At 69.2% G+C, this 16,223-nt stretch carries 14 protein-coding genes and 2 tRNA genes; 9 read left to right on the top strand and 7 right to left on the bottom strand.

Features of this window, described 5'->3' with window-relative positions; all coding sequences use genetic code 11:
- The first annotated feature begins 93 nt into the window (after positions 1-93).
- The 5 genes from AC1XX3_RS00870 (at position 94) to AC1XX3_RS00890 (ending at position 5,934) form a co-directional block, all read left to right on the top strand.
- Positions 94-1,365, top strand: a complete 1,272-nt coding sequence (locus AC1XX3_RS00870; protein WP_483319187.1) for a hypothetical protein — start codon at positions 94-96, stop codon at positions 1,363-1,365.
- A gap of 78 nt (positions 1,366-1,443) precedes the next feature.
- Positions 1,444-4,026: a valine--tRNA ligase gene (gene valS, locus AC1XX3_RS00875; RefSeq protein ID WP_483319188.1), complete on the top strand. Its 2,583-nt coding sequence runs from the start codon at positions 1,444-1,446 to the stop codon at positions 4,024-4,026.
- A 174-nt stretch (positions 4,027-4,200) separates the two neighbouring features.
- Positions 4,201-5,208 carry a YihY/virulence factor BrkB family protein gene (locus AC1XX3_RS00880; RefSeq protein ID WP_483319189.1) on the top strand — a complete coding sequence of 336 codons (1,008 nt, stop codon included), beginning with the start codon at positions 4,201-4,203 and terminating at the stop codon, positions 5,206-5,208.
- 22 nt (positions 5,209-5,230) lie between these two features.
- On the top strand, positions 5,231-5,644 hold the full coding sequence (locus tag AC1XX3_RS00885; RefSeq protein WP_483319190.1) for a phage holin family protein: 414 nt from the start codon (positions 5,231-5,233) through the stop codon (positions 5,642-5,644).
- A complete protein-coding gene (locus AC1XX3_RS00890; RefSeq protein WP_483319191.1) occupies positions 5,641-5,934 on the top strand; it encodes a DUF3618 domain-containing protein in 294 nt (97 codons plus the stop codon). Before AC1XX3_RS00885 ends, AC1XX3_RS00890 begins: the two co-directional genes overlap by 4 nt.
- 220 nt (positions 5,935-6,154) lie before the next feature.
- Here AC1XX3_RS00890 and clpX read toward each other — a convergent pair whose 3' ends face one another.
- The 3 genes from clpX to AC1XX3_RS00905 all read right to left on the bottom strand — a co-directional run bounded on the left by clpX (position 6,155) and on the right by AC1XX3_RS00905 (position 8,839).
- The gene (clpX, locus tag AC1XX3_RS00895) at positions 6,155-7,444 is read right to left on the bottom strand and encodes an ATP-dependent Clp protease ATP-binding subunit ClpX (protein WP_483319192.1); all 1,290 of its coding nucleotides are present in this window, start codon (positions 7,442-7,444) and stop codon (positions 6,155-6,157) included.
- A gap of 103 nt (positions 7,445-7,547) precedes the next feature.
- Positions 7,548-8,207 carry an ATP-dependent Clp protease proteolytic subunit gene (locus tag AC1XX3_RS00900; RefSeq protein ID WP_483319193.1) on the bottom strand — a complete coding sequence of 220 codons (660 nt, stop codon included), beginning with the start codon at positions 8,205-8,207 and terminating at the stop codon, positions 7,548-7,550.
- Positions 8,208-8,218: 11 nt separating this feature from the next.
- Positions 8,219-8,839 carry an ATP-dependent Clp protease proteolytic subunit gene (locus AC1XX3_RS00905; RefSeq protein ID WP_483320190.1) on the bottom strand — a complete coding sequence of 207 codons (621 nt, stop codon included), beginning with the start codon at positions 8,837-8,839 and terminating at the stop codon, positions 8,219-8,221.
- 163 nt (positions 8,840-9,002) lie between these two features.
- Between AC1XX3_RS00905 and AC1XX3_RS00910 the strand changes: the two genes are divergently transcribed.
- Positions 9,003-9,485: a glutathione peroxidase gene (locus tag AC1XX3_RS00910; RefSeq protein WP_483319194.1), complete on the top strand. Its 483-nt coding sequence runs from the start codon at positions 9,003-9,005 to the stop codon at positions 9,483-9,485.
- Between the two features lie 8 nt (positions 9,486-9,493).
- Here the strand turns inward: AC1XX3_RS00910 and AC1XX3_RS00915 are convergent, their stop codons facing one another.
- Both AC1XX3_RS00915 and tig read right to left on the bottom strand, forming a co-directional pair.
- Positions 9,494-10,027 carry a GNAT family N-acetyltransferase gene (locus tag AC1XX3_RS00915; RefSeq protein WP_483319195.1) on the bottom strand — a complete coding sequence of 178 codons (534 nt, stop codon included), beginning with the start codon at positions 10,025-10,027 and terminating at the stop codon, positions 9,494-9,496.
- Between the two features lie 80 nt (positions 10,028-10,107).
- On the bottom strand, positions 10,108-11,556 hold the full coding sequence (gene tig / locus AC1XX3_RS00920) for a trigger factor (RefSeq protein WP_483319196.1): 1,449 nt from the start codon (positions 11,554-11,556) through the stop codon (positions 10,108-10,110).
- 251 nt (positions 11,557-11,807) lie between these two features.
- Here tig and AC1XX3_RS00925 point away from each other — a divergent pair.
- Together AC1XX3_RS00925 and AC1XX3_RS00930 are read left to right on the top strand one after the other, a co-directional pair.
- Positions 11,808-11,880, top strand: a tRNA-Pro gene (locus AC1XX3_RS00925).
- Positions 11,881-11,920: 40 nt separating this feature from the next.
- Positions 11,921-11,994 (top strand) — tRNA-Gly (locus tag AC1XX3_RS00930).
- A 741-nt stretch (positions 11,995-12,735) separates the two neighbouring features.
- Here the strand turns inward: AC1XX3_RS00930 and AC1XX3_RS00935 are convergent.
- A complete protein-coding gene (locus AC1XX3_RS00935) occupies positions 12,736-13,719 on the bottom strand; it encodes an Ldh family oxidoreductase (RefSeq protein WP_483319197.1) in 984 nt (327 codons plus the stop codon).
- A 38-nt stretch (positions 13,720-13,757) separates the two neighbouring features.
- Positions 13,758-14,606: a GNAT family N-acetyltransferase gene (locus AC1XX3_RS00940; RefSeq protein WP_483319198.1), complete on the bottom strand. Its 849-nt coding sequence runs from the start codon at positions 14,604-14,606 to the stop codon at positions 13,758-13,760.
- A 64-nt stretch (positions 14,607-14,670) separates the two neighbouring features.
- Here AC1XX3_RS00940 and AC1XX3_RS00945 point away from each other — a divergent pair, with 64 nt between their 5' ends.
- Entirely contained in the window at positions 14,671-16,206 is a 1,536-nt protein-coding gene (locus tag AC1XX3_RS00945; protein ID WP_483319199.1) for an alpha-N-arabinofuranosidase, read from the top strand.
- Positions 16,207-16,223: the final 17 nt, after the last annotated feature.

Here is a 16,223-nt window from a genome sequence, read left to right on the forward strand (position 1 = left end):
TAGGGCGTGGCGCAGCACGAGCCGGAGTCGTCATCCAGCCGGCAGCCTGCCCGAATGACCGGCGCGCGGTCACTCCTGCGGCAGACTGTTGGCATGCCGATCTTCGGGCCGCTGAGGCGGGCACAGGTCCGGCTGGTGGCGCGCTCGGTGACCGCAGCGCTCTGCCTGGCGACACTGGTCGCGGTGCCGGCGTGCAGTGGGGCGGATGCGTCGTCGATGCCGACGACCGCCCAGACCCTGACCGGCTGGTCGCGGGTGATCCTGCCCGCCGATCTGACCGTGGCCGCCCTGGGGGCGGACAGCGACCGGCTGCTGGTCGCCGGGCGCTACACCACCGGCAGGGCCACCACGCCGGCGCTGCTGCGGGTCGACCGGCGCGGGGCCACTACCCCACTCACGCTGGAACCGCGCAGTCCGTACGCGGCGGTGGCGGAGCTGAAGTCGGTGGACTCCGACGGCTCCCGGGTGGTGGCCGTCGGCGGGGCCCACGGCGGCGCCCACGCCAACCTTCGCTGGACCAGCTGGCGCGGCACCCTGGACACGGTCACCGACGTGCCGCAGACCTTCGAGACGTTCGGGGGCCAACAGGCCGGCGCCCTGGTCGACGTGGTGCAGACCAGCAGCGGAGCGGTGCTGGTGGGCAGCTGGGCCTCCCCGGTCGCCGGCACCGACCTCTCGGTCTGGCTGCCCCGCGGGGACGCCTGGCTCCGGTCGGACCCGGCCGGCACGCCGCTGGCCAGCACCGCGGAGCAGCAGCTGTCCGCCCGCAGCGCCGGCCGGGACGGCGACGCGGTCGTGGTGAGCGGCTCCACCCTGACGGTGACCGGCGGGATCCGTCAGCGCGCCACCCTGTGGCACTGGCCGCAGCGCTCGGCCGGCTGGTCCCGGACCGAGCTGGCGGAGGCCGGGACCCGCAGCGAGGCGCTGTCCAGCCGCTGCCGACAGCGCAGCTGCTGGACCGCGGGCTACGTGGATGAGCGGCTCGCCGTCTGGCAGACCACCCAGCCGCCCGCCCCGGCGAAGCCGTCGCCGTCGCCGTCGCCTTCTGTCGCCGGATCACCACCGGCGGCGGCCGCACCGCCGGCCACCAGCCGGCGGATCCCGGTGCCCGACGTCGGCGTCGCCACGGACGGTCCCGCGCCGCGGCTGGTGGACATCGCCGGCCAGCCGGTGGTTGCGGTCACCGATGGCGACCACGTCGTGCTGACCACGCCGGCGGGATCGGTGTGGTCGCTGTGGACCGGCCCGGACGGCACCCTGGTCGACGCCGAGGCGGTGGGGTCGGTGATCAGTCTGGCGGTCCGCGCGGCCGGCGGTTCGGTCCAGCTGTGGCAGCGCGACCTGTCCGACCTGGTCGGTCGCTGACTTCGGGGGCGACGCGCCCCGGTCCCGCCGGGGGAACGGATGTGCGCCCGGGTAGTCGCGTTGCCTAGGATTCACGGTATGACCACCACGCCACAGACCCCCCAGCCCGACGCGCCTCCCAGCGGTGCCCGGGTCGTACCGGACAAGCCGGTGCTCGAGGGGCTCGAGTCGAAGTGGCTGCAGCGCTGGCGGGACGAGAAGACATACCGGTTCACCCGACCCGAGCGCCGCGAGCAGGTCTTCAGCATCGACACCCCGCCGCCGACCGTGTCCGGCTCACTGCACGTGGGTCACGTGTTCTCCTACACCCACACCGACCTGATCGCCCGCTACCAGCGGATGACCGGCAAGCACGTCTTCTATCCGATCGGCTGGGACGACAACGGCCTGCCGACCGAGCGCCGGGTGCAGAACTACTACGGCGTGCGCTGCGACCCATCCATCCCCTACGACCCCGACTTCACCCCGCCGACCAAGCCGGACCCCAAGCGGCAGCTGCCGATCAGCCGGCGCAACTTCATCGAGCTGTGCCACGAGCTAACCCACGTGGACGAGAAGGCGTTCGAGGATCTCTGGCGCCAGGTGGGTCTCAGCGTTGACTGGTCGACGCTCTACACCACCATCTCCGACGACTCGCAATCGGTCGCGCAGCGGGCATTCCTGCGCAACGTGGCCCGCGGCGAGGCCTATCTGTCCGAGGCCCCGACGCTGTGGGACGTGACGTTCCAGACCGCCGTCGCCCAGGCCGAGGTGGAGGCCAGAGACTATCCGGGCGCCTACCACAAGGTCGCCTTCCAGGCCGCCACCGGCCCGGTGTTCATCGAGACCACCCGCCCCGAGCTGATCGCCGCGTGCGTGGCGCTGATCGCGCACCCGGACGACGAGCGGTATGCGGGGCTCTTCGGCACCACGGTGCGAAGCCCTGTGTTCGGGGTCGAGCTGCCGGTCCTGGCCCACGAGGCGGCCGAGCCGGACAAGGGCTCCGGGCTGGTCATGTGCTGCACCTTCGGCGACCTCACCGACGTGACCTGGTGGCGTGAGCTGCAGCTGCCCGCCCGGGTGATCATCGGCCGCGACGGCCGGATCCTGCGGGACCTGCCCGACTGGCTGTCCGACACCGCCGCCGAGGCGTACCAGCAGCTGGCCGGCAAGACCACCTTCAGCGCCCGCGAGGCCATGGTGGCTCTGCTCCGCGCGTCCGGGGACCTGGACGGCGAGCCGAAGCCCACGCAGCGGATGGCGAACTTCTTCGAGAAGGGCGACAAGCCGCTCGAGATCGTCTCGACCCGGCAGTGGTACATCCGCAACGGCGGTCGCGACGCGGAGCTCAAGCAGGTGATGCTGGAACGCGGCGAGGAGCTCGCCTGGGTGCCGCCGCACATGAAGCACCGCTACGACAACTGGGTATCCGGCCTGAACGGCGACTGGCTGATCTCTCGGCAGCGGTTCTTCGGGGTGCCGTTCCCGGTCTGGTATCCGGTCGGCACCGACGGAGAGCCGAACTACTCCCACCCGCTGTTGCCTGAGGAGAGCAGGCTCCCGGTGGACCCGACGTCGGACTGCCCGGCCGGCTATCAGGAGTCGCAGCGCGGCATCCCGGGCGGTTTCGTGGCCGACCCCGATGTGATGGACACCTGGGCGATCTCCTCGCTCACCCCGCAGATCGTCTGCGGCTGGGAGCGTGACCCCGAGCTGTTCCAGCTGACCTTCCCGATGGACCTGAACACCGAGGCCCACGACATCATCCGGACCTGGTTGTTCTCCCGGGTGGTTAGGGCGCACTTCGAGAACGGTTCGCTGCCGTGGACCCGCTCGATGATCAGCGGGTTCGTGATGGATCCCGACCGCAAGAAGATGAGCAAGTCCAAGGGCAACGTCGTGGTCCCCACCGAGATCCTGGACGCGTACGGCTCCGATGCGGTCCGCTGGCGGGCCGCCATGGCCCGCCCCGGGCTGGACTCGCCCTTCGACGAGAAGCAGATGAAGGTCGGGCGCCGGCTGGCGATGAAGATTTTGAACGCCAGCCGGTTCGTCCTCGGCTACGACGTGGCCGGGGACCTGACTGCGGTCACCGAGCCTGCCGACCGCGCCCTGCTGGCCGAGCTGGGCTCGGTGATCACCGCCGCGACGACGGCGTTCGACGCCTACGACTACACCGGGGCGCTGGAGGCGGCGGAGAAGTTCTTCTGGTCCTTCTGCGACGACTACCTCGAGCTGGTCAAGGAGCGGGCGTACGGCTCCCTCGGTGAGGCGCCGGCCAAATCCGCCCGCGCCACCTTGGCACTGGCCCTGGACGCGTCGCTCCGTCTGTTCGCACCGATCATGCCGTTCGTGACCGAGGAGGTGTGGTCCTGGTGGAAGGAGGGCTCGATCCACCACGCCGGCTGGCCCACCGCCGACGAGGTGGCCACTGACGGCGACCCGGCGTTGCTGGCCGACGTGGCCGCGGCCCTGATCGCGCTGCGGGGAGCCAAGTCCCAGGCCAAGGTGTCGATGAAGACCGAGGTGTCGCTGGCCAAGTTCTCCGGGCGCCAGACGTCGCTGGACCGGTTGCAGGCCGTCGAAGCCGACCTGCGCGCCGTCGGCCGCATCACCGGTGAGCTGACCTGGACCCGAACCGACTCCCCGGTCGAGGTCGACGTCACCCTCGCCGCGGGGTGACCACCGCCGTCGCGGGGCGACGGGGGCATCGTGGACCCGCTCTAACACGAGCGGCTGGGTGGGCCGTCACGGGGGTACCTCGCCAGTGACGGCATTTACGTCGTAAACTCCTCAGGTCGGCGCAGCGTCGACACTCGGCGGGGACGCCGGGCGTACCCGACAAGGAACGAACGCATGAGTGCATCGACCGAAACCCGTGCTCCGGGTGACAAGGCCAAGCGCCCCACCGAGATCCCGGCCAAGGGCTGGAAGCAGATCCTCAAGCGCGGCATGGCCGAGGCGAAGGTGGACCAGGTCCCGTTGCTAGCCGCCGGCGTCGCCTTCTTCGGCTTCTTGTCGCTGTTTCCGGCCATGGTCGCACTGGTGGGCATCTACGGCCTGGTGGCCGACCCAGCCACTGTCACCGAGCAGGTCAAAGGCCTGACCAAGAACATGCCGGCGGAGGCCCGCGACCTGATCACCAGCCAGCTGGAGTCACTGACCACCACGTCCCCCAGCTCGCTGGGAGTCGGCGTCGTCATCTCGCTGCTGCTGGCGCTGTGGAGCGCCTCCGGTGGCGTCGGCCAGCTGATCACTGCGGTGAACGCCTGCTACGACGAGGGCGAGAGCCGCGGCTTCGTCAAGCGCAAGGCGCTGGCCCTCGGGCTCACCCTGGCCGCCATCGTCTTCATGACCGTCGTCATCGTGCTGGTCGCGGTCGCTCCGGCCGCCCTGAACGCGGTCGTCGGCCCGGGGCCGGTGCGCTGGATCGCCGAGGCCATCCGCTGGATCCTGCTCGTGGGCCTGGTGATGGCCGCGCTGGCCGTGCTCTATCGGGTGGCACCGGACCGGGACGCGCCGCAGATGCGCTGGGTCTCCGTCGGCGCCATCACCGCCACGGTCATCTGGGTGATCGCCTCGATCGGCTTCACCGTCTATGTCAGCAGCTTCGGCAGCTATGCCAAGACCTACGGCGCCCTCGCCGGCGTGGTGGTGCTGCTGCTGTGGCTATGGATCACCTGCTACGCCATCCTGCTCGGCGCCGAGATCAACGCCGAGTCCGAGGAACAGACCGGCGCCGACACCACGGTCGGGCCCGAGCAGCCGAAGGGCCAGCGCGGCGCGGTGAAGGCCGACTCCGACCCGCCCTCGGTGGAGGAGAGCGAGTCCCGCAAGAAGGCCGCCAAGGCCAGCGCGAGCTGACCACACCAGATCGAGGTACATCATGACCGACGAGTCTCCCGCCACCACCCCCAGCGATACCTCCATCGCCGGCCTGATCAGGTCGGTGTCGGAGGAGTCTTCCCGGCTCATCCGCGACGAGATCCGGCTGGCCCAGGTCGAGATGAGCGAGAAGGCCAAACAGGCCGGTACCAGTGCCGGCATGCTCGGCGCGGCCGGGGTGATCGCGCTGTTCGGCGTCGGAGCCCTGCTGGCCACCATCATCATGGCGCTCGCCCTGGTGATGCCCGCGTGGCTCGCCGGTCTGATCGTCACCGTGGTGCTGTTCGCGATAGCCGGCGTGGCCGCCCTGCTGGGCCGCCGGCAACTCAAGCAGATGGGCTCACCGAAGCCCGAACGTAGCGTGTCGAGCGTTCAGCGCGACATCCGAGAGATCAAGGACGCAGCCCAGTCATGACCCAGCCGATGAATCCCGACCCCAGCGCGGAGCCGACCACGGCCGCGGAGTATGAAGCCGACATCGAGGCCACCCGCGAGCGCCTCGTCGGGTCGATCGAGGCCTTGGAGGCCAAGCTCGACGTCAAGAAGCAGGCGAAGGAGAAGGTCGAGGACGTGCGCGCCCAGGCCGGTGCCAAGGCCGAGGAGGTGGTGAGCGGCCTGCGCAACGACCCCCGTCCGCTGATCGCCGGCGCCGCAGCCGCGGCCCTCACCGCAGTCCTGCTCGTGGTCCGGGCTCGGCGAAGCTGATCCGGTCGTTCGCGGTCCCGACTGCGGACGACGTCAGACCGCGGTAGCAGCCGGGACGTCATACCTGGCGGCGCTCACGCGCGTGGGCCACGGCACCCCGCGACGCCGGCCGCTGCGGATCGGCGTGCTGTTGACGCTGAGTGCGGCACCGGCCGTCGCCGCACTCCCCTAGTGCACGAGTCAGCTAGTGCAGGAGGCGACCAGTGCCGTCGTCGATGCGTCAGGCTGACTTGTCCCGGCGCTCCCGCTTGGCCAGCTTCTCCCGCGGCACCAGGGTCGGCAGCGCGGCGTCCTTGACGACCTCCGCCGTGATGATCACCTGAGCCACGTCGTCGTTGCTGGGTACGTCGTACATCACGTTGAGCAGCACCTCTTCGAGGATGGCGCGGAGCCCGCGGGCACCCGTGCCCCGCAGCAGAGCCAGGTCGGCGATCGCCTCGATCGCGTCCTCGGCGAACTCCAGCTCGACACCGTCCAGCTCGAACAACTTCTTGAACTGCTTGATCAAGGCGTTGCGGGGTTCGACCAGGATCCGGATCAGCGCATCGCGGTCCAACGGGCTGACCGAGGAGATCATCGGCAGTCTGCCGATGAACTCCGGAATCAGGCCGAACTTGACCAGGTCTTCGGGCCGCACGTCGGCGAACGGATCCTCGGACTCGGGCTTGCGCGACTCAGTGTCGTTGTTGAAGCCGAGCGGCCGCTTGCCGACGCGGGAGGAGACGATGTGGTCCAGGCCGGCGAACGCGCCACCGACGATGAACAGCACGTTGGTGGTGTCGATCTGGATGAAGTCCTGATGCGGGTGCTTGCGCCCACCCTGCGGCGGCACCGAGGCCGTCGTCCCCTCGAGGATCTTCAGCAGGGCCTGCTGGACGCCCTCGCCGGAGACGTCGCGGGTGATCGAAGGGTTCTCGCTCTTGCGGGCGATCTTGTCGACCTCGTCGATGTAGATGATCCCGGTCTCGGCCTTCTTGACGTCGAAGTCGGCCGCCTGGATGAGCTTGAGGAGGATGTTCTCCACGTCCTCGCCGACGTAGCCGGCCTCGGTCAGCGCGGTGGCGTCCGCGATGGCGAACGGCACGTTCAACATCTTGGCCAGGGTCTGTGCGAGATAGGTCTTGCCGCAGCCGGTCGGGCCGATCAGCAAGATGTTGGACTTGCCCAGCTCGACGCCGTCGTCCTCAGTCCGCCGGGCCGGGTTGGCCGCCTGGGACTGCACCCGCTTGTAGTGGTTGTAGACCGCAACGGCGAGCGCCTTCTTGGCGTTGTTCTGCCCGATCACATAGCCGTCGAGGAACTGGCGGATCTGGTGAGGCTTCGGGAGCTCTTCCAGCAACCCGACGTCGGATGCCTCAGAGAACTCTTCCTCGATGATCTCGTTGCAGAGGTCGATGCACTCGTCGCAGATGTAGACACCCGGACCCGCGATCAGCTTCTTGACCTGCTTCTGGCTCTTGCCGCAGAACGAGCACTTCAACAGGTCGCCGCTCTCGCCGATTCTTGCCACGTCGCCTCCTTCCTCTGGTCCGACCGTTCGCGCGATGCCTCACACTAACCCGGCGGCTCCTCCCGAAGGAGGACATTTGCCGCCGGGTCAGTCGGGCGTCGGCTCAGGCCGGGATTGCCTTCAGCGAGGTCAGGACCCCGTCGATGATGCCGTACTCCACTGCCTGCTCGGCGGTGAGGTACTTGTCGCGCTCGATGTCCTTGCTGACTTCCTCGGCGGTCTTGCCGGTGTCGGAGGACAACATGCTCTCCATCAGCGAACGGATCCGCAGGATCTCGCGAGCCTGGATCTCGATGTCGGACGACTGTCCGTAGCCGCCCTCGGTGGCCGGCTGGTGGATCAGGATCCGGCTGTTCGGCAGGGCGAGTCGCTTGCCCTTGGTGCCGGCGGCCAGGATGACCGCAGCCGCCGAGGCTGCCTGACCGAGGCAGACGGTGCGGACGTCGGGCTTGATGTAGCGCATCGTGTCGTAGATCGCGGTCAGCGCGGTGAACGAGCCACCGGGTGAGTTGATGTAGATCTCGATGTCGCGGTCGGCGTCCATCTGCTGCAGGCAGAGCAGCTGCGCCATCACGGCGTTGGCGATCTCGTCGGAGATCGGTGTGCCGAGGAAGATGATCCGGTCCTCGAACAGCTTGGTGTACGGATCGATCCGGCGCATGCCGTACGAGGTGCGCTCTTCCCACTGGGGAATGTAGTAGTCCATGGTCGGCGCGAATGGCTGACCCTCAGCGCGGGGCGCGCTGAACTGTGCGTTGTTCATGGCACGCTCCTTCACGAGGTGGGTGATTCGGTGGGGATCTGGGCGGCTTTGGTGAACACGTGGTCGATGAACCCGTATTCGAGGGCCTGCTCAGCGGTGAACCAGCGGTCGCGGTCGGAGTCGGCCTCGATCTGGGCCAGGGTCTGACCGGTGTGCTGGGCGATCAGGTTCTGCATGACGCTCTTGATGTGCAGCGACTGCTCGGCCTGGATTCGGATGTCGGAGGCGGTGCCACCGAGACCGCCGGACGGCTGGTGCATCATGATCCGGCTGTGCGGCAGCGCGTAGCGCTTGCCGTGGGTGCCGGCGCAGAGCAGGAACTGCCCCATCGAGGCAGCCAGGCCCATGGACACGGTGGCCACGTCGTTGGAGATCCACTGCATGGTGTCGTAGATCGCCATGCCGGAGTCTACCGAGCCACCGGGTGAGTTGATGTAGAGCCAGATGTCGCGGTTGGGGTCCTCGGCGTTCAGCAGCAGCATCTGCGCGCAGATGGCGTTGGAGTTTTCGTCCTTGACCTCGGAGCCGAGGAAGATGATGCGGTTCTGCAGCAGCGACTGATAGACGTTGTCGTCCAGGCCGATGCCGCCGCCGCGGACAGCGGAGCGGACCTCGCGGGTCACGTCGCCCAGGCTGGGGCTTCCTTGATTTGCATTCACGGGCACGAACCTACCCTTCGGCACTGACGAAACGCAGGCAAAGCCTGCCGTGTTCGCTGTGGGCGCACGGCAGCCGCGCCCGAGGCGCCGAGCCGCCCGCCGCCGCCGGCACCCAGGGCTCCCCTACCCTGGGGACGTGCCTACACTCTCCGACTTCACCGCGACGGCCATCAACGGGACCGACACCACGCTGGCCGACTACGCCGGCAAGGTGGTGCTCGTGGTCAACACGGCCTCCCAGTGCGGCTTCACTCCTCAGTACGACGGACTGGAGGCGCTGTTCAAGGAGTACTCCAACCAGGGCTTCGTCGTGCTCGGCTTCCCCTGCGACCAGTTCGGCAACCAGGAGCCGGGCGACGACGCGGAGATCGACAGCTTCTGCCAGCTCAACTTCGGCGTCACCTTCCCGATGTTCTCCAAGATCGAGGTGAACGGGGACGCGGCCCACCCGCTCTATCGATGGCTGCGGACCGAGAAGTCGGGCCTGCTCGGCGACGCCATCAAGTGGAACTTCACCAAGTTCCTGATCGGGCGCGACGGCGCCGTGATCAAGCGGTACGCCCCGGCCACCGCGCCGGAGAAGATCGCCGACGACATCGAGAAGGCGCTCGCCGGCTGATCGGCGACTCAGCCGTGGGCTGAACCCCGGGTGACGGCGGCGTACATCGCGTAGTCCTCGCGGCCGTCGCCGGCCGGACCATACTGGGCCAGGATTCCCTCGAACGAGAAGCCGCAGTGCTCCAGCACCCGGCGCATCGCGACGTTGGTCACCGCGGTCGACGCCTGCACCCGGGACCAGCCGGAGCTGAGCAGATGCTCGGTGACCACGGTGATCGTCTCCCGGCCGACGCCCCGGCCTCGCGAGCCGGCGAACAGGTCGATGCCCAGCTCGCAGACGCCGGGCGGGAAGGCGAACCGCGGCGCACGGGTCTGCACGTCGCCGACGACCTGGCCGGCCACCTCCACCACCAGGGGCCAGTATCCGTCCTGCTCCAGGGTCGGTTGCTTCTCGACGGTGGACCGCAGCCCGGCCTCGCGTCGGGCGGGATCCGTGCCCGGGTCCGCGAAGGTGTCCGCGTCGCCCGAGTCCAGCAGGATCGGCACGTCGCTCAGCCGGAGATTACGCAGCACGACCGAGGGACCAGTCAACCGAGTTTCCACCGGCACAGCGTGCCAGGTCAGACGACGAACCCCCGCACCAGGGCCTGGTACGGGGGTTCGTCGGCGGTGCTGTGCAGCGATCAGGCCTTCGCCTCGTCGGTCTCCTCGGCGGTGCCCTCAAGCACGTCACCCTCAACCGTTTCGGGCTCGCCCTCGAGCGAGTCGTCCGCAGCAGCGGCGTCGTTCTCGTCGGCCAGCGTGCCGTCCGGCAGCAGCCGCGCCAGCTCGACGGTCGCACCGTTGGAGTCGGTCACCGTGGCCGCCTCGACGATGGAGGCCAGGGCCTTCCCGCGGCGGATCTCGGTCATGTACTCCTGGATGTGGTGCGGGTGCTCCTGCATGTGCTCGGCGATCTGCTGGGGGCTGGTGCCCTCCTGCTGCGCGCGGCGCATGATGTGCTGGCTCAGGTCGTTCTGGTCGACCCCGATCTCGGCGTCGTCGGCGACCTTGTCCAAGATGATCTGTGCCTTGAGCGCGTCGGCGGAGCGCTTCTCCACGTCGGCCCAGAAGGCGTCGACGTCCTCGGCCTCCTCGGTGTCGACGAGGTACTGCTCAAGCGTCAGACCCGCCTGGGCGAGCTGGGAGCTGATCTGCTGCTTGCGAGCGTCGATCTCGCCCTCGAGCACGCTCTGCGGCACGTCCAGGTCGAGCTGCTCCAGCAGCGCCTCGAGGACCGCGTCCCGTGCCTTGGCGGCCTGCTCGAGTCGACCGACCTGCACCAGCCGGCTGCCGAGGTCCTCGCGCATCTCCTCGACGGTGTCGAACTCGGAGGCGAGCTGGGCGAACTCGTCATCGACCTCGGGCAGGTTCTCCTGCTGGACCTTGGTCACCGTCACGCTCACCTCGACCTCTTCGCCCTTGAGCGGGCCCCCCACCAGGGTGGAGGTGAAGGTGGCGGACTCGCCGGCCGACAGGCCGATGACGGCCTCGTCCAGGCCGTCGAGCATCTGACCGGAGCCGACCTTGTAGTCCATGCCCTCGGCGGTCGCGTCCTCGAGGTCCTCGCCGTCCTTACGGGCCGTCAGGTCGAGGGTGACGACGTCCCCGTCACCGGCAGCACGCTCGACCGTCTCGCGCGAGCCGAAGCGGTTGCGGAGGATCTCGACCTGCTCGTCGATCTCGGTGTCCGGCGTCTCCAGCGCGTCGACAGTCACCGACAGGCTGTCGAAGGCCGGCAGGTCGAACTCGGGCCGGACGTCCACCTCTGCGGTGAACTCGATCAGGTCACCGTCCTCGAGCTTGGTGACCTCGACGTCGGGCTGGGCCAGCGGGTTGAGCTGGTTCTCGGTGATGGCCTGGCCGTAGAACTGCGGCAGCGCCTCGTTGAGGGCTTCCTGGATCACCACGCCGCGGCCGAACCGCTGGTCGATCACCATCGGAGGGACCTTGCCGGCACGGAACCCCGGGATGTTCACCGTCTTGGCGATCTCGCGGTAGGCCTTGTCCATGCTGGGCTGCAGGTCTGCGAACGGAACCTCGACGGTGATCTTGACCCGCGTAGGGCTCAACTGCTCGACAGTGCTTGGCACGCTGTAACTCCTGGGTGGTGGTGGTGGCGCAGGTCTTGCGGTTCCCGCGCATGCGAAGAACGACTCGCATGAGAGCCCCACCGATTCTAGTGTCGCCACCAGTGCCAGCCAAAATCGAAGCGTACGCCCGCCTGCTCTGACCCGACTCCCAGCCGCACCGACACCGGTGACAACTCGATTGGCCTTGCGTCGGGGCTACCCCTAGACTCGACCCGCACGAGCCATCAGTCGTACGGCTGCTGGGATCGGCGCGGGGCGTAGCGTAGTGGCTAGCGCGTCTGCTTTGGGAGCAGAAGACCGCAGGTTCGAGTCCTGTCGCCCCGACTCGCGAGCATGGCTATGATCGTCACGCTCCGAACACCCCGCGGGTGTAGCTCAATGGTAGAGCCCCAGTCTTCCAAACTGGCTACGCGAGTTCGATTCTCGTCACCCGCTCCACGCATCATCCCTAGTCAGATGTCAGTTTGGGCCGGGAGCTGGGTATCTGGCAGTCGGATACTGCCCAAGAAATCCGAAGGAAATCGAACAGTATCGGATGCTCATGGTGCCCCCGATGCGCCTTTTCTGACCGGATGCGCCCCTGAATGCGCCCCTCACGAACGTTCCTGCCGGAGCTTCCCGCTGCCCTGACGCGGTCGACCCGGCACCGGAGGCAGAACCAACGAGATCCGCAGAACCCTGGCGGCCGGCGGCCTGGAGTTGCCGCAGCACTTCGCTGCCGGGGGTGCCGGTTGCTCCGGTGACAAGAACCATGTGCTCACTCTGCTCGGAGGGAGCAGCTGCGGCTTGGAGAAATCGGCGCTGCCAGCCGGAGAGCCTCCTCCGCGAGGAGGTCCAGTGCCCGCCGACCTGGGCTTGAGGGAGCAGCGGAGCGGGCGGGTGGTCGTGGCGCTGGCGCTGCTCTACGGCGTCCTCCGCCCGCTGCTTCCCTGCATTCGCAGACCCAAGCGTGCGACGGCGCAAGATTCACTGTCTGGTCATGATTGCTCAGTCAGCCCAGCAAACAGGCGCGCGCCAGCAAGGAGCGGCTCTACGCCTACTTCGAGGACAAGGTCACGCTCTTCGAAGCGGCCCGCCCTCTACGCCGACGACCTGCGCCACGACGAACGCCGACGCGCGGCGACCGAGGCGGCGCGGCGGCTGGTCGCCGTCGCCCCGGAGCCGTCTCGGCCCTGAGCCTCAGCTCCAGGGCACCGCGACGCCGAACTCCGCCGCGACGCTCTCCAGCTTCTCCTGGTGCAACTCGCCGACCGGGATTCCCTCGGCCGCGTGGGCCCGGGCGCGCGAAGCCTCGACCCCGCCCGGCAGGAAGGTCTGCTGGCCGGCGGCGAACGGCTCCAACGTCGCCACCGTGCGGACGTAGGCGTCCATCTCCCGCTTGAACTGCTCAGCCTCGGCGAACAGGTCGATCCGGAAGGCCATCACCAGCGAGCCCTGGTTGGCGCCCGGCCACACCCGCTGGGCGCGGTCGCCGTCGAGCGGCACCCCGGCCAGGAACCCGCCCCAGGACTGGCACACCATTCCGAGCCCGATGGCGCGGTAGACGAGGCCCGGCGTTGCGGCAGCGATCTGGTCGCGGTGCGGCGAGCCCGGGTAGAGGTCGTGCATCGCACCGAAGTCCAACAGCAGCGGGTCCTCCTCCAGCGTCGGAGCGCTGAACGCCATCGGCGAGCCCCCGGCCGCACTGTAGAGCGGGTCGCCGGCCTTGAGCTCGAGCTGATGGCCCGAGGTCACGAAGCAGAGCAGGTCGTGCTCGAGGGTCCGACGCGCGTAGAGGCCGGCGGCGCCGAAGTGACCGTGGTTGCGGGTCGCCACCACCGCGACGCCGGCGGTGCTGGCCTTCTCGATCAGCAGCTCGGTGGCCTGCCAGGCCGGGAAATACCCCAGCCCGCCGTCCCCGTCGACCAGGGCGCTGGTCGGCGTCTCCCGAACCACCTCGAGCTGCGGAGTCGGGTTGAGACGGCCGTCGCGCAGCAGGCGGGCGTAGGTGGCCAGCTGCTCGGTGCCATGGCTCCACACCCCGCGCAGGTCATTGCCGGTCAGCAGCTCCGCCAGCAGCGCAGCGCGCTCTGACGGCAGCCCGGCGGCCTCCCCCAGCTCGGTGGTGAAGCGGCGCATCTCGTCCGCAGGGACGCGGACGAACGAGCTCGGTGGGATGTTCACGGGGTTTCTCCAGACGACATCGTGGCGGACCGACCAACCTAGCCCGTGAGCTCCGCCTCGCCGCCGCGGGTTCGCTTCTCCAGCATCACCGTGTCGTACCACCGTCCGTCTCGGCGCGCCACCCGCTCGCGCAGCCCGACGGTCCGGTAACCCGAAGCGTGGTGCAGCGCGAGACTGGGCCGGTTGACGGCGAAGATCGCCGTCTGCAGCGTCCACAGTCCGGCAGCCTCCGTGGCCTCGTTCAGCCAGCGAACCAAGGCGCCACCGACGCCGCGCCCGGCGGCTTCGGGGTGGACGTAGACGGACGTCTCCACCACGCCCGCATAGCAGGCCCGGGCCGAGGTCGGGGTGGCCGCGGTCCAGCCCACCACGGCCCCGTCCAGTTCCGCCACCCAGCGCTGGTCCGGCAGCCACTTCGCGGCCAAGACCTCCGCCGGCGGCACCTCGGTCTCGAAGGAGGCGATCCCGGTGGCCAGTCCCGCGGCGTAGATGGACCGAACCGCCGGCCAGTCCGCCGGCTCCAGCGCCCGGATCGCCACCCCCGGGCGGGTGGCGGCCGGCGATCGGCGTCGGGTCGATCCGGACAGGCCCAGGACCGCGTCCAGTGTCGCCGGCAACCCGGCCAGGTCCGCCGACCGGCAGACCGCTCCGTCGGGGCGCACCGTCAGCAGCGACGCGGCCGCCAGCCGGTCGACGCAGGCCTGCACGGCCCCCGGGTCGCGTTCCAGCGAGGCGGCCAGCGCCGAAACGGTCAGCGCCTCTTCGGTCGCCTCGGCGACGGCGCGGAGCAGCAGCAGCGCGGTGGGGTCGGCCAGGGCGGCGAATCGGGCGGCCACCGCCGCCGTCTCGGCCGAGGTGAGCGTCGAAGCAGCGGAGTCGAGAGCCATGTCGTGACCATAACGACCGAGATGAGCCTTGCGGAAACCGATTCCTACGCCCAAGACTGTGCCCGTGACCGCCGCGAAGATCTCCATCGTGCTGACTGAGCCGATCGCCACCATCTCCCCCGACCTGCATGGGCAGTTCGCCGAGCATCTCGGTGAGCTGGTGTATCCGGGAATCTGGGTCGATCCGGACGGTCCGGTGCCCAATTCCGACGGGCTGCGCGACGACGTCGTGGCCGCACTGCGACCGCTGGACATCTCCGTGCTGCGCTGGCCGGGCGGCTGCTTCGCCGACGACTACCACTGGCGTGACGGCATCGGCCCACGCGAGCACCGGCCGCAGCGGCTGAACACCCACTGGTCGATGGCGCCGGAGACGAACGCGTTCGGCACCCATGAGTTCATGCGGTTCGCCGCCCAGCTCGGCGCCACCCCGTACGTCGCCGGCAACCTCGGCTCCGGGACGGTGGCCGAGCTGCGGGACTGGATCGAGTACTGCAACCACCCCTCGGGCACCACGTTGTCGGATGAGCGGCGGGCCAACGGCGCCGAGGAGCCGTTCGGCATCACCTGGTGGGGCATCGGCAACGAGAACTGGGGCTGCGGCGGCAGCATGAGCCCGGAGCACTACGCCGAGGAGTACTGCCGCTACCGGACCTACGCCTTCGACTTCGGCGCGACGCCGATCTCCGGCGTCGCGTGCGGGCCGAACGGCAACGACTGGGACTGGACCCGGCGATTCTTCGACCAGCTCGGCCGCGGCAGCCTGGGCAACCGGGTCAACCGGGTGCAGAACGTCGGCACCCACTACTACTGTGGCACGGCCGGGACCGCGACCGACTACAGCACCAGCCAGTGGCTGGAGCTGCTCACCAAGGCGGTCGCCGTCGAGGGCATCATCACCGGCCACCGCCAGATCATGGACCACTACGACCCCCAGCGGCGGATCGGCCTGATCCTGGACGAGTGGGGCACCTGGCACCCGGTGGAGGCCGGCAAGCCGCCGGGCGGGCTCTACCAGCAGAACACCATCCGCGACGCCTGCGTCGCCGCGCTCAGCCTGGACATCTTCCACAACCACGCCGACAAGCTGGTGATGGCCAACATCGCGCAGCTGATCAACGTGCTCCAGTCGCTGCTGCTGGTGGACGAGACCCGGGTCATCACCACGCCGACGTACCACGTCTTCGCGCTGTACGCCGAGCACAAGGGCGGGCAGGCGGTCCGGCTGACGACCACGTCGGAGGTGATCAGCCACGGCGAGGACTCCGAGGAGCAGGTTCGCCGCGCCTACCTCGACGGGCAGCGCGGCGAGCTGCGGGCGGTGTCGGGATCGGCGTCGGTCAAGGACGGCAGACTCTGCCTGACGCTGGTCAACGCGCACCCCGACGAGGCGGCCGAAGTGGAGATCGACCTGTGGGGCGGGACCGCGGGCGACGCCAGCGCCGTCACCCTGGCCACCGATGACATCCACGACCACAACACCTTCGATGCCCCCGACGTGGTCCGCCCCACTGAGGCATACCCGGTGGAGCTGAACGGCACCTCCGGGCGGATCAGCCTGCCGGCGGGCAGCGTCACCCGGATCCTCGCCCGGCTCTGACGGCTCGCCCTAGAAGC

It is taken from the genome of Microlunatus sp. M237 (assembly GCF_056896895.1).